Raw genomic sequence first — 13,311 nt, 5'->3', positions numbered from 1 at the left:
TCGAAGATTATTCGAATTTTGGTGACCCGATGCAGTTCGAGCTTCCCGATGATCTCCGCCTGCTGCAGAACCGCGTCCGCGAGTTCGTGCGCACGGAGTTGCAACCGCACGACGCTCAGATCGAGGAAACCGGCAACGTGCCGGAGAGCGCGATGGCGGGCTTGCGCAAGATGGGGCTGTTCGGCACCAACACGCCGAAGCAGTGGGGCGGACTTGGCCTGTCGATGCTCGGCAGCTGCATCGCGATCGAGGAATTGGCAAAGGCTCATACCGCCTTCTACTATCTGAGTGGTGTCAACGTTCACATCGGATCGAAGGCGATCGAATTCTTCGCGAAGCCCGACATCCGAGACAAATGGCTGCCCGAACTGGCGAGCGGCCGCGTCATCGGCGCATTTGCCCTGACGGAGCCGGATGCCGGCTCCGATGCGGCCCGCATCCAGACCATCGCCCGGCGCGACGGCGATCACTACGTGATCGACGGCCGGAAGACATACATCACCAACGCTCCCGCCGCGGGCGTATTCACGGTGTTCGCGACACTCGATCCGTCCGCCGGCGCGAAGGGCATCTGCGCCTTCGCCGTCGACGCCAAGACGCCGGGCCTCTCGATCGGCCGCGTGGTCGAGATGGCGGCCGGCCGCGGCTCGGAACATTCCGAGTTGCTGTTCCAGGATTGCCGTGTTCACCGCGACAATCTGCTGGGACAGGAAGGCGAGGGATTTGCCATCGCGATGCGCTGCCTCGATGCCGGGCGCACGCATTGGGGCGCCTATTGCGTCGGCGCCGCCAGTCAGCTCCTCGAATACGCCCTTGACCACGTCTCCAAACGCGAAGTGTTCGGACGCCGGCTGCGCGATCACCAGGGCGTCGAGTGGCAGATCGCAGACATGGCGAGCGCGCTGCATGCCGCGCGCCTCGTCGCCTATGAAGCCGCGTGGCGCTACGATCAGGGTGATGCGGCGGCGCGGACGGCCGCAGCGGCCTTGTCCAAATATACCGGCGCCGACATGGTGTCGCGCATCGCCGATACCACGCTGCAATTGTTCGGCGGTTCCGGATATTCCAAGGATCTGCCGATCGAACGCATCTGGCGGGAAACCCGCGTCGTGCGCATCCTCGACGGAACGTCGGAAATCATGCGGCAGATCATCGCCCGGAACACGTTCCGGACCCATGAGCGCCGCAACACGGCGGTCTGACGATCATCGGAAGAGCCGCGGAGCGCAAAACATGGCGCTCCGCGGATTGCCGGGCTATCGCCTATGGCGGTCGCGGATTGAAGAGCGCGCTCGACCCGCGCGCGCTCGAGACGCCCGCTTTGTGTAGCTCCTCGTCCGTCCATGATCTCGTTATGAAGCGAGTCCTAGTCCCGCCGCCCTGCCGCAGCAGACGTCTCTAGGAATGGCCGCAAGCCGATAAGGCAACCCTGCTTCGACTAGACCATCGATAGCGGCATGTCAGGCCGCGTCGACGCCCAGGAAGCGTTGCTGGATCTCGGTTGCCACGCTCAATTCAGACGACGTCGCGGCGTGCACGATGCGGCCCTGCTCGAGAATGTAGTGCCGGCTCGCGATGGCCAGGCAAACGTCTAGATTCTGATCGACGATCAGGACCGAGAGGCCGGTGCCGCGGTCGCGGATCAGCTTCAGCGCGTCGACGATCTCGTCGACGATGATCGGCGCCAGGCCTTCGGTCGGCTCGTCCAGCATCAGGAGCTTCGGATCGCACATCAGACCGCGCGCGATCGCGAGCATCTGCTGCTCGCCACCGGAAAGCGCGGCGCCGGAATTGGCGCGCCTCTGCTCGAGGCGCGGAAACATCTGGTAGGCCTCGTCCAGGCCGAATGGCGACCGCGCACGCGCGGCAATCCGAAGATTCTCCTCGACGGTCAGTCCCGCGAGCACGCCCCGGTAGTCCGGGACAAGCACCAGTCCCGCTCGCGAAATCCGGTCCGGGGCAAGGCCTCGAATGTCCGCGCCGTCGAAAGCGAGGCGCGCCGCGCGAGTCTGGACCAGCCCGGCCAACGAGCGCAGCGCCGTCGTCTTGCCGGCACCGTTGCGTCCGAGCAGGCCGACGATCTCGCCGCCACCGACCGACAGGCTGACTGCCTCGAGCACATGGCTCTTGCCGTAATAGGCATCGAGCGCTTCCACATCGAGCATCTCAGATCTCCCGGCGGCCGAGATAGGCCTTCCGCACCGCATCGTCCCGGCGCACCTCGTCGGGCGTTCCCTCGCAGATCGTCTGCCCCTGCGCGAGGACGGTGATGCGGTCGCTGACCCGAAGCACGATGTCCATGTTGTGCTCGACCAGCAGAATGCCGCAGGTGGAGCGCAAACGTTCCACGAGTTCGCAGAACGCCTTGACGTCGTCGATCCCCATTCCGGCGGTCGGCTCGTCGAGCAGCAGGATGCGCGCGCCGCAAGCCAGCGCGAGGCCGATCTCGAGCTTGCGCTGATCACCATGGGAAAGCGTGGCCGCCACGACGTTGCGCCGATCGTCGAGGCCGACAAGCTCCATCGCCTGGTCCACGCGCTCGCGGACGTCCGCCCGGCGCCATGGCGAGCCGAAGATGTCGCGAAGCGACCAGCGGCAGACCGCGGCCACCGACGTCATGAGATTGTCGGCAACGGTCATTGCCTGGAAGATCGATGTCGTCTGGAACGATTTGACGAGGCCGCGCTGCACCCGGCGATGGACCGGCAATGACGTCACGTCGTCGCCGTCGAGCAGGATTTGCCCGTCGCTCGGACGAAGCGTCCCCGCCAGGCAGGAGAACAGCGTGCTCTTGCCTGCGCCGTTCGGTCCGATCACGGCCTTGACTTCGTTTCGGGCGATCGTGAGCGATACGTTGTCAACGGCACGAAACCCGCCGAATGATTTGCCGAGCCCCCGCGCGGCGAGTTGGGCGTCTCCGCGCGCGGAGATCGACGGCCGTTCCCCGACCTGATCAGGCGCCTGCGCGATCATTCGACTGTTTCCGACTGCTGGCGCGATCCTCGCAACGCGCGCAGAACGTTCTCGATGAGGCCAAGCACACCACCGCGCGCGAAGAAAACGACGATCACGATGGCCGCACCGAGCGCGAACGGCCAATGCGGCCATACGCGCGACAACAGATCGGAGCCCAGCACGAAGCAGATCGTGCCGACGATGGCGCCCAGGATCGAACCGGTGCCGCCGAGCGCCGTCATGATGACGATGCGCTCGCTCTGTATCAGGTCGATCGCCGAGAGCGGCACGAGCCCCAGAAACATCGCATAAAGTGCCCCGGAGATTCCGGCGATCGCGCCCGCCGCGACGAACAGCGTCAGGCGAAGGGTGAAGACGTCATATCCGATCGCCGACGCTCGCCGCTCATTCTCTCCGACGGCCCGGAAAGCCTGACCGGCGGTGGAATTGATGAAGCGATCGACGAGCACGACCACGACGCCGACAACGACCGCGCAGAACACGTAGAAGCGCGTCGGATCCGTCAGGGTGAAATCGGACGCCGAAAGACCGGCGGACAGCCGCGGGATGTTCAGCAGCCCGTTCTCGCCACCCGTCAGTTGCGGGGCGTTGTATGCGACGAAATAGGCAACCTGGGCCACCGCGAAGGTCAGCATCAGGAACGTGACGCCGCCGGCGCCATGTCCGCCAAGTCCCGCGATCCTGCGGAGCGCAACCATGCCGACCAACAGGGCCGCGACGGCCGCACCGAGACCACCGACCAGAATTGCGATCACTGCGCCGAATGGCGCTGCCGGTCCAACCCCGATCGCGTAGAGCCCGCCGAGATAGGCGCCAATGCCAAAGAAGGCCCCCTGCCCGAACGACAGGAGCGGACCATAGACAAGGAGCAGATGGCAGCTCAGTGTCGCCAGCGTCATGATCGCGATCTCCGTGGCGAGCGGCACCGACGGAACGACGATCGGCAGCAACAGCAGGACAGCGAGGTAGACGATCAGGGTGGAGGAACCGGGCAAACGACCTGGCATCATCGCGCGCTCCCACCGGGCCCGGGAAACAGTCCTTGCGGCCTGACCAGCAACACGGCGGCCATCGCGAGGTAAGCGACAAGGCCCGCACCGCTGCCCCACACCGACGTGGCGAGGCTCTGCAGTATTCCGATTAGCAATGCGCCGACCAGCGCGCCCCGAAAGCTTCCCAGCCCGCCGACGACGCAAATAACGAACGCGATTGCAAGCGCCTCCAGACCCATGTTCGGATCGACACCGCGGATCGGCGACACCAGCGCGCCGGCCAATGCCGCGAGCCCCGCGCCGAGCACGAAATTGAAACTGAACAAGCGCGCGATATCGATACCCAGCAGGCGCACCACTTCACGATGCTCGGAGCCGGCGCGTATGGTTGCGCCGTATCGCGTCCGCTCGAGGAACAGCCAGAGGCAGATCGCGCAAACGGCCGCAACCGCGATGACGACGATCCGGTAGTTCGGGTAGAAGAACGGCCCGAACGTGGTCAGCCCACGCACCACCGGCGGAATCAGGACGCGGTGCGGCGCTGCAGTCCAGATCATCCTGACCGCTTCCTCGACCATGAGGGTGATCCCGAACGTCGACAGGATGTGGAAGAAGGGCGGCAGGTCGTAGACCCGCGACAGCACCACCCGTTCCAGCACCCCGGCAAAGGCCATCACGGCCACGACGCTCAGGAGAATCGCCACGACGAAGCCGACGCCCTGCTCCGACAGCGTCAGCACGCCATAGGCACCCAGCAGGTAGAACACTCCGTGCGCAAAGTTGACGAAGCGCATGACGCCGAAGATGAGCGTCAGACCGACCGCGACCAGGAAGTAGATCATTCCCAGTCCGATGCCGTTCAGGATCTGCGATACGAAGAGCTGCATCTCAGATCGCGGTGCAGCCCGCTTTGTCGCGATCCTGGAACGCCTTGCTTGCGGAAAGCATTTCGAGGAAATCGTCCGCATCCGCCATCGACTTGGCCGGCTTGCCGCGCAGCAGATAGTAGTCCTTGATGCACTGGTGATCGAAGGCGCGGATCTCCTCCGGCCCGGTCGGCCCTTCGTAGCGCAAGCCCTCCATCGCGGCGATGACCTTGGCGGGATCCTTCGACTTCGCCTTGGCCACGCCTTCCATGATCAGGCGCGACAGCATGTAGCCGGAGATCTCCGAGTAGGTCGGCGGGGCGTTGAAGGTCTTGCGGAACAGCGGAACGAGTTCGCGGTTCGCCGGCGTATCGATGCCGTGCCAGTACTGAGCTCCGACATAGACGCCATTGAGCAGATCGGCGCCCATCGCGCGGTATTGGTCGAGTCCCGCCGACCAGACGATGAGGATAGTCATCTTCTCCTTGAGGCCGAACTCGGCTGCCTGGCGCAGCACGTCGATGGTCTGGCCGCTGAAGCTGTGCAGGCACAGGACATCGGGCTTGGCCGCCAGCGCCTCGGTCAGATAGCCTGAGAATTCCCGCTCGGCCAGCCCGTGATAGGCGTTGCCGACATGCTCGGCCCCGGTCTCCGCCAGCACGCGCTGGGTGTTGCGGAGCAAGGCGTCGCCGAACACGTATTTCGGCGTGATGGTGAACCAGCGCTTGGCTTGCGGAAGCTTCTGCCGGAGGGGCCGCACCGTCCCCTCGACCGCGCCATAGGTGGCAACCGGCCAGCGGAAGGTGGATTTCGCGCACTCCGATCCGGTCAACTCGTCCGCGCCGCCGGTCGTCACGTAGATGCCGCCGGACTTGCCGACTTCCTTGCTGACGGCGAGAGCGACCGCGGACGAAGCACCGCCCACGAAGAACTTCGCGTTACGCTGGCTGACCTGCTCGGCGACCTTGCGCACGCCCTTGCCCGGATCGCCCTCGCTGTCGACGGTCGTATAGCTGCAAGCGAGATCCAGAGTCTTCGAGAGCGTATCGACGGCCAGCTTAGAGCCGCGATCGCAGAGCGTCGCCGTGTTGGCGATGCCGGGCGCGGTCATTTCCCACGCGCCGCAGATCGAGAATTCCTCGGCCGCGAAAGACGGCCGCAAAATCGCGGGCGCGCCATAGACGCCAGCCGCGATGGCTGCCGCCGACTTGAGGATATTACGTCGCGATACACGGTGTTCGTTCATGACCTGCCTCCCGCGCCTCTCCGGGCGTCGGCGACGTTCTGACAGGCCTCCGGACGGCCGTCAAGATATTTCGAATATTCTTCGAAATCTTGATCAGGCTCTTGGTCTCCGCCCGGCACTGCCCTAGTGTCAGCGGATCGCGAGGAGAGAACCTTTGCCGTCCGGAACGACACTCAAACTGAAGCAGCAACGCAGCCGTGAGCGGCGCGAGCAGATACTGGCAGCCGCGACGAAATTGTTCGGGGAGAAAGGGATCGACCGAACCTCGCTGACCGATATCGCCGGCGCCGCGAAGGTGCCTCTCCCGAGCATCTACGACTATTTCGAAGACAAGCGCGCGCTCGTGCTGGAAGTGCCCGAACGCAATTTCGAAGCGCTCTATCAAAAGACCGAACCGTTGCTCATGAAGGGCGTCGACGCCGTCGAGCAGCTCCGGATCATCTTCAACGCCAATTTCGAGTACATCGCCGAGAACCCCGGCTGGGGACGGGTCTTCTTTCTCGAGATCTGGCCGAGCGTCATTGCATCCGAACCGCAGATCAAGATCGCCGTGGACAAATACGCGATGCGCTACGTCCAACTGGTCAAGCAGGCCGTGCGCGCAGGCAGTTACCGAAGGAATCTCGATCCCTACAGCGCCATGTCCCTCATGATGGGCGGCATGTGCCAGGTCACCGCGGTCTGGCTGCTGTATGGGCGCAAGTATGATCTGGTGAAGAAAGGGAAGACGTTGTTCTCGACCCTCAATGCCGGATTCCTGCGAACGGATTCCGCTCGCTGAGCGAATTGGATCGACTGAAGGACCCGTGCCAACCAACGACCAAAGCCTCCCTATTGGGAAGGCACAATGGTTCTGCGCCGAACCCCACGGCAGGACCGGCTGCATTCCGGCGCAATTCCCGGCCCCTAGCAATTGTCACATCCACACTGTATAAGCCGGTAGCTTCTTCACTTACCGAAGAGGCTCATATGAACGACCTGCACGCTTGGCTCTCAGAGCAGCACCACGGTCTGCGGACCTTCCGTAACTTCCAGCAGAAACTCGAAACGCTCGGCCGGGACGATCCCGGGCAGCGCGGCTTGTGCCGTTTGTTGAGCGGTCTCGTCGGCAGTTATGTCGAGGCTTTCGATGAAGCCCCGCTGCCGGTCGAAGTCGCCGATGGGGCCTATCACCGCCTCCTGGCGCTGGTCGGCAGCCTCGACCTCGGCGCCGATGCCAGCCGGCGGCTCGCCGACATCAACCGCGTGGCGGAGAGCCGGCTCTGGCAGTAGCGAGGGCAGCGCTGCATGGACTCCCATCGCCCTGGGCCATACCTTCAGCCCCGCGGGAGCCGATGTCGATGCAGCGAGCAGCCTGATGGCCAGGAGACGCGTGACGGAAACGGAAGCCGACGATGTCCCGCGCTTCTTCGTCTGGGTGCGCGGGCTTGACGGCCCCGAGCCGCAGAAATGGATCGCGATGGACTTCGGCATCGGCGACTGGAAACGGCCGCAGGTGCTGGCCTGGATCGAACTGCCGGAGGACGAGCGGCACCTGTCGCTGTCGATGCTGATGCGGCGATATCCGCCGCCCAGGGAAGAGGCGTCGTAGGAGCCCCCGGCGGGGCGCAGCGCCTCACCTGCCCCGCGCCGCCGTCGGCGTCAGCCCGAAGCGCCGGCGGAAGCAGCGGTTGAAATACGACAGGTCGTTGAACCCGCAGGCAAACGCGACGTCGCTGATGCGGCCACCGTCATGGGTGAGGAGGTCCGCGGCCCTGCGGAGGCGCAACTCGGTCAAGCGGGTGGTGAAGCTCGCCCCGGCCTCGAACAGGAGTTCGTTGACATAGCGCTCGGAGAGGCCTGCGGCGGCGGCAAGCTTCTGTGCGGAGAAATCCGGCTCGTGGAAGCGCGCCTCCAGAACCGACAGCACGGCCTTGAGCCGCACGGCCCGCAGACCCCGGCGCTGCGCCCCGACGGCGACCTCGCTGCGCGCCCCCAACCCGATCGCGGCGAGATCCAGCAGATGCGCGGCAATGAGCATGCCGGCCTGGTCGGCGGCGGTGGGATGGCGGAGCAGGAGATCGCTGTAATCCATCGCAAGCGACAGCGCCCCACCCGGCTCGAGTTCGCAGCCGACGAGATCGTCGACATCGGGCACCATCGCCCGCAACGTGTCGACCGGCAGGTGCACATTGGTGAAGCGCTTGTGGTTGGCGCCATCCGCCACGAAGAACGGCTCGTCGAGCTGCAGCAGCACCATCGATCCAGGCCGCATGGTGAATTCACGCCCACGATGGATCACCTGCGAAGGACGATCGCCCGTGTTGCGCGCGAGGCAGAAACGATCGTCGCCGGTTTCGAGCACCTGGCGTTTCTCCCGCCTGACCGTGACGAAGCTGCCGTCACAACGCCCGAGCATCGTGGTGCCGACATGAATGGAGTTCATCGCGGCGCGAAACGGCACGTCGGAGGCGGGATCGAGCTCGCCGGTGTTGGAGAAATGCTCGAACAGTTCGGCGAACCGGATGAATCGCTGCCGGTCGGACAGGTCTTGCGGAAGCAAGTCGGTCGAGAGCGACTTCCTGACGACGGGCATCGAAAGAACTTTCGAGGAGAATATCCGGGAGAAAAGTCTTTGAAGAGGCGTCGTTTAACGCGCTCGCGCAACGTCGATCGAACCTTGCGAGCCGGAGATGCAGGCCTGCGCCGGGCCGCCCGCCGCAAGTTATCAGCACGGCGGGGTGATTCAAGCAGCGCCGGTCAGTCCAAGCCGCAATCCCGACGACGCTGGACAGTCCAAGACGACTCTCACGAACCGGCCCTATGCAGGCGGCGGACGCGAGCCTTGTCTGCTGCCCGCGTCCGGGCAACCGGGCGGCCCCGGCCTGACGCCCGCTGGAGGAGAAAACGACATGCGAAGCTCTCTACCCCGCAGCCTCGTGCTCGGTGGCGTCATCGCGGCCAGCCTCTCGATCGGCTATGCGCTCGGCGCACAGCCGCACATGGACGAAGCCATCGCGATCCTGCAATCGGCCCGTGCCGAGCTCAGCAAGGCCGAGGCGAACAAGGGCGGCCATCGCGAGCGGGCGATGGGTCTGATCGATCAGGCGGTCGCCGAGGTGCGCGCCGGGATCGAGTTCGCCGCCACCCATTAGCGCAAGCATCCGGAGCCCAGAACATGATCCGAATCGTATTTGCCGCGGCGGTCGCTTTCGGCGCGATCACCACTTCGGTCCAGGCCATGCCGCTTGCGCCGCTCGTTGCGAGCGCGAATGGCGACGTCGTCGCTGTCGCCGGCGGCTGCGGTGCCGGCTGGCACCGCGGCCCCTATGGCGGTTGTCTGCGGAATTACGCGAACCCCGGCGCGCATGCCTGTCCACGCGGCTATCATATCGGCCCCGGCGGCGCCTGCCGCGGCAATGGCAGATAATGCATCAACGCAGGCCTCTCCCCGTTTCCCGGGGAGAGGTTCAAATTTGATACGTCTTTTCAGGACCAGCGCCGCATCGGTCGGCACGCGAACACCGCACATCTCCCGCAGCCATTCCGCCGCGCAACGTCACGGCGAGAGGGGGCGTTCCCGCTTGCAACCTCAACGGGATCATGCACAGAATGCATCCGAATTTTCATGCCGCGATCATTGATTGAATCCGGAAGATGCCACCCGAACGGGGCCCAAAGCGTCTCCGGCTGAATTGTCGGAGGGGGGTCCATGCCGCATCACAATGGCGCGCCGAATAGCGAGCTCGCCGGAGCGGACAACCCGCACAACGAGACCCGTGCCGACACGGCGCCCGCAACTCCACCGCGGGGACGCAAGCTGGTGCTGTTCGCCGACGGCACGGGCAATGCGTTCACCACCCAGGAATCCAGCGTGTGGCGGCTCTACGAGGCGCTCGACCACACCCAGCCCGACCAGATCGCGTACTACATCAAGGGCGTTGGCACCGCGGGCTGGGCACCGTTCGCCGCGCTCGACGGCGCCACCGGCATCGGCGTGCCCGCCAACGTACGCAAGCTCTACCGCTTCCTGTGCTGGAACTGGCGCCCCGGCGACGAGATCTACATCTTCGGCTTCAGCCGCGGCGCATTCACCGCGCGCACGCTGGCGGCGATGATCTCCAGCCAGGGTCTCGTCCCCGCCGTGATCGACGAGACGCCGGTGTCGCATACCGAAATGCAGCGCAACACGATGGCCGCGTGGCGCGAGTACCGGAAGCACTCGGTCGGATACTGGAGCCTGCCGACGATCTGGTTCGCGCGCTGGATTCGCGACGTCCTGCTCTACCTCTACCATTTGCTGCTCGGGCATCGCTCCTACGCGAAAGTCCGCGAGGCGATGGATGGCCGCAAGAACGTCAAGATCGAATTCCTCGGGCTGTTCGACACGGTCGAGGCGTTCGGCGTTCCGGTCGAGGAGCTTCGCATCGCCATCGATTGGGCGATCTGGCCGATCTCCTTCCGCAATCACCGGCTTTCGAACAAGGTGAAGCAGGCCTGCCATGCGCTCGCGCTCGACGACGAGCGCACCACCTTCCATCCCCTGCGGATCGATCAGCGCAAACTGCCGGCCGGACAGGTCGTCAAGGAGGTGTGGTTCGCGGGCGTCCATTCCGACATCGGCGGCGGCTATCCGGATTGCACGCTGTCGTTCGTGCCGCTGGTCTGGATGGCAGAGCAGCTCGGCGACCGGCTCCGCTTTCAGGACGGCACCATCGCGCATTTTCGCGACTATCAATCGGCGATCGGGCCGATGCACGATTCGCGCAGCGGCGCCGGGGTGCTCTATCGCTACGGCCCGCGGCCGATCGGTGACGGCAAGGAGGATGGCGGGCCGCCGGTGGTTCACTTTGCCGTCGTCGAACGCATGCTGCACGGATGCGACAATTACGCGCCGCTGATGCTGCCGGCGAACGCCAGGGTGCTGCTGCCGGACGGCGAGGTCCTGCCGCTTACCAAGGACGAGACGCGCAAGGCCATGAAGTCCGCCTATGCGGCGAGAGCCGGGGACCGGCAGAAGGCGGCCGAGGCCGACGCCTTCACGGCCATGAGCCCGCCCGATGCCGAAATGGCCAGGCAGGTGCTCGACACCGTGTGGTGGCGCCGCGTCGCCTATTTCGCGCTGGTGATCTCGCTGTGCATCCTGGTCGCGTGGCCCTGGATCGCGCGCTGGGTGGTGGGCACGTCGAAGGACCACGGGCTCGAACACACCTCCGTGCTCGGATGGATCACGAATTTCGACAACGGCGCGGGACCGGTCGCCCAGCCTTTTGTCGATCTCATCGCGAACTTCCTGCCGTCCTATGCGAAGCCGTGGCTGGACATCGCGCCCTATTATCCTTTCCTCACGATCGTGCTCGTGATTGTCGCGCTGGTCGCCTGGAATAGGAATGCAGCGCTGCGCGACAGCATTCAGGAGCGCGCACGGCTGGCCTGGAACAGGCCCGACCGATTTGCCAGCAGGCGCCGGGTCAGCAGGTCGGGCTGGACGCTCGCGATCGGACGCTGGATGCGGCTGCATGCCTGGCCGGTGCGCATGGCGTTCACCAACGTGCTGCTGCCCGGCGTTTTCCTGTTCGCGATATTCGGATCCGGCTTGCTGCTGGTGTCTCGCAGCTATTTCAACTGGCGCATGGGCACCGGCAGCCTCTGTGCGAGCAACGATGCCACGCGCGCGGTCGGCGACGTGCCGGTCGTGGCCGGCATGGGCAACGCGGCGCCGCAGGGCGAGTTGTTCAGCGTCAGCGACTTCTGCTGGGCGAGCCATCTCGCGGCGGAGAAGGGGCGCAAGTACCGCGTCTGGATCCAGATGGTCGATCCCTGGTTCGACCGCACCATCATGACCGGCGTGAACGGCTTCACGACCCCGCCGGATGCGACCCACCGCTCGGCGGTGCCGATGCTGCGCCTGAGCGGGGCGGACTGGTTCCAGCCGGTGGTGCGCATCGGCAGGAAAGGATCATACGACCTGCCGCTGCAGGCCGTGAATGTGATGCCGGCCGACGCGCTGCCGCGTCATCTCAACACGACGATCCCCGCCTACGAAGACAACAGCGGGAAGAACTACCCGATCCGTCTCGACGATTCCGCGGAGTTCAAGGATGCGGGCAGCGCGCTGAAGCGTGCCTGGCGCTCGTTCGGACCATTCGAGCCGATCCCGCCGGAGGCTCTCCCCGCGGCGCGCGATCTCTGGCGCGGCCAGGGATTGTCCGAGCTGCTGGTCGCGGAGTTCGTGGCGCCCGAGTCCGGCGAGCTGTTCTTCTACGTCAACGACGCCGTGCAGATCTTCCCGCGGCTGATCCCGTGGAGATTCACGCCGTCCTGGCTCGTTCCCGTGCAGGGGCCGAGGGGTCAGTTCTACGCCAACAACAGCGGCACGGCGCGGATCACGGTGCAGCGAATTCCGGCCTCGCCACCGCCGCCTTGAGCAAGCGACCGGCGTGCGATGTCGATGGGGTCCGCTTCCGACATGGAAGCGGATGACGTTCGGGGATGATCTTCGTGACGGTCGCGGCGCGGCCGCGGGAGGCCGGCGTCAGATCTGCTGCGCGACCTTCTCCAGCCCGATGATGCGGGCGAGCTTACGGACTTCTTCCTTCTGGTCGTCACGCAACTGGAACAGCAGCGGCATCGCAGCCGACTTCAACTGCTGGACCTCGTCGCAATTCGGATCGATCGGAACGCCCGGCGCGTTCGGATTGGAGAGCTTGTTGGCCGAGATCTTGCGGACGACGTTGCGCAGCGCGGACTCGACCGAGGGCCAGTAATATTCCTGCGACGACGACAGCTTCAGGCGATCCTTGATGCCGGCGATCTGCACGTCGGAGAGCAGCGAATAGGATTTCTGCGGCTGCGGCTTGGCGACCACCTTCGGCTTGGCCGGAGCTTCGACGGCAGCGGGCGCTTCCGCGGCGGCGGGCGCCTCGTGCGTGCTCGGCTTGGGCATCGGGAAATCGGACGGGGTTGCGGCGGCAAAGGCCTGACGCAGCGGCTCGGTCAGCACCGGCGCCTGCGCGAGCCGGTCGGCCGGCACTTCCACCGGGTCGATCGCGGCCGAGGCCAGCGCCAGGGTCGGGACCAGGCGGTCGGCCTTGGCGGCGCGGTTGGCGGCGAGCGCTTTGGGCGGCGGTGCCTGGGTAATCATCTCCGCGCTGACGCTGGGTACGCTGTCACGGCCGAGAATGGCGGTCGTGGCCGCACCCAGCACGAGGATGCATGTCAGCACGGTGATGGTGATGGCTTTGGACAAACG

Annotated in this window: 14 protein-coding genes; 7 read left to right on the top strand and 7 right to left on the bottom strand. The window is 65.3% G+C overall.

Going from position 1 to position 13,311, the window contains the following annotated elements; translation table 11 throughout:
• Positions 1-29: 29 nt before the first annotated feature.
• The gene (locus QM712_RS22155) at positions 30-1,202 is read left to right on the top strand and encodes an acyl-CoA dehydrogenase family protein (RefSeq protein ID WP_415025273.1); all 1,173 of its coding nucleotides are present in this window, start codon (positions 30-32) and stop codon (positions 1,200-1,202) included.
• Positions 1,203-1,460: 258 nt separating this feature from the next.
• On the opposite strand, the gene QM712_RS22150 is transcribed toward QM712_RS22155, so the two are convergent.
• The 5 genes from QM712_RS22150 to QM712_RS22130 are packed head-to-tail and all read right to left on the bottom strand — an operon-like array spanning position 1,461 to position 6,080.
• Positions 1,461-2,165 (bottom strand): ABC transporter ATP-binding protein, encoded by a 705-nt coding sequence (locus QM712_RS22150; protein ID WP_415025272.1) that lies wholly within the window; start codon positions 2,163-2,165, stop codon positions 1,461-1,463.
• A 1-nt stretch (position 2,166) separates the two neighbouring features.
• Positions 2,167-2,973 (bottom strand): ABC transporter ATP-binding protein, encoded by an 807-nt coding sequence (locus QM712_RS22145; protein WP_415025271.1) that lies wholly within the window; start codon positions 2,971-2,973, stop codon positions 2,167-2,169.
• Positions 2,970-3,986 (bottom strand): branched-chain amino acid ABC transporter permease, encoded by a 1,017-nt coding sequence (locus QM712_RS22140; RefSeq protein ID WP_415025270.1) that lies wholly within the window; start codon positions 3,984-3,986, stop codon positions 2,970-2,972. Before QM712_RS22140 ends, QM712_RS22145 begins: the two co-directional genes overlap by 4 nt.
• Positions 3,983-4,855, bottom strand: coding sequence for a branched-chain amino acid ABC transporter permease (locus QM712_RS22135; protein ID WP_415025269.1), 873 nt, complete (start codon positions 4,853-4,855; stop codon positions 3,983-3,985). The genes QM712_RS22140 and QM712_RS22135 overlap by 4 nt, the downstream gene beginning before the upstream one ends.
• 1 nt (position 4,856) lies before the next feature.
• Entirely contained in the window at positions 4,857-6,080 is a 1,224-nt protein-coding gene (locus tag QM712_RS22130) for an ABC transporter substrate-binding protein (RefSeq protein ID WP_415025268.1), read from the bottom strand.
• Positions 6,081-6,234: 154 nt separating this feature from the next.
• Between QM712_RS22130 and QM712_RS22125 the strand changes: the two genes are divergently transcribed.
• The 3 genes from QM712_RS22125 to QM712_RS22115 all read left to right on the top strand — a co-directional run bounded on the left by QM712_RS22125 (position 6,235) and on the right by QM712_RS22115 (position 7,671).
• Positions 6,235-6,861 (top strand): TetR/AcrR family transcriptional regulator, encoded by a 627-nt coding sequence (locus QM712_RS22125; protein WP_415025267.1) that lies wholly within the window; start codon positions 6,235-6,237, stop codon positions 6,859-6,861.
• 188 nt (positions 6,862-7,049) lie between these two features.
• A complete protein-coding gene (locus QM712_RS22120) occupies positions 7,050-7,352 on the top strand; it encodes a hypothetical protein (protein WP_415025266.1) in 303 nt (100 codons plus the stop codon).
• 85 nt (positions 7,353-7,437) lie between these two features.
• Positions 7,438-7,671: a hypothetical protein gene (locus QM712_RS22115; protein WP_415025265.1), complete on the top strand. Its 234-nt coding sequence runs from the start codon at positions 7,438-7,440 to the stop codon at positions 7,669-7,671.
• 24 nt (positions 7,672-7,695) lie between these two features.
• Here QM712_RS22115 and QM712_RS22110 read toward each other — a convergent pair whose 3' ends face one another.
• Positions 7,696-8,655, bottom strand: coding sequence for an AraC family transcriptional regulator (locus QM712_RS22110; protein WP_415025264.1), 960 nt, complete (start codon positions 8,653-8,655; stop codon positions 7,696-7,698).
• Between the two features lie 316 nt (positions 8,656-8,971).
• Here QM712_RS22110 and QM712_RS22105 point away from each other — a divergent pair, with 316 nt between their 5' ends.
• The 3 genes from QM712_RS22105 to QM712_RS22095 all read left to right on the top strand — a co-directional run bounded on the left by QM712_RS22105 (position 8,972) and on the right by QM712_RS22095 (position 12,486).
• Complete coding sequence (locus QM712_RS22105) at positions 8,972-9,214, top strand: hypothetical protein (protein ID WP_415025263.1); 243 nt, start codon at positions 8,972-8,974, stop codon at positions 9,212-9,214.
• A gap of 23 nt (positions 9,215-9,237) precedes the next feature.
• Entirely contained in the window at positions 9,238-9,489 is a 252-nt protein-coding gene (locus QM712_RS22100) for a GCG_CRPN prefix-to-repeats domain-containing protein (RefSeq protein WP_415025262.1), read from the top strand.
• A 282-nt stretch (positions 9,490-9,771) separates the two neighbouring features.
• Positions 9,772-12,486, top strand: a complete 2,715-nt coding sequence (locus QM712_RS22095; RefSeq protein ID WP_415025261.1) for a DUF2235 domain-containing protein — start codon at positions 9,772-9,774, stop codon at positions 12,484-12,486.
• A 108-nt stretch (positions 12,487-12,594) separates the two neighbouring features.
• On the opposite strand, the gene QM712_RS22090 is transcribed toward QM712_RS22095, so the two are convergent.
• Positions 12,595-13,308, bottom strand: coding sequence for a hypothetical protein (locus QM712_RS22090; protein ID WP_415025260.1), 714 nt, complete (start codon positions 13,306-13,308; stop codon positions 12,595-12,597).
• Between the last annotated feature and the right edge of the window lie 3 nt (positions 13,309-13,311).

The organism is Bradyrhizobium sp. (genome assembly GCF_047605465.1).
In the GTDB taxonomy this organism is placed as follows: domain Bacteria; phylum Pseudomonadota; class Alphaproteobacteria; order Rhizobiales; family Xanthobacteraceae; genus Bradyrhizobium.
This window is presented reverse-complemented; position numbering and strand designations above follow the sequence as displayed.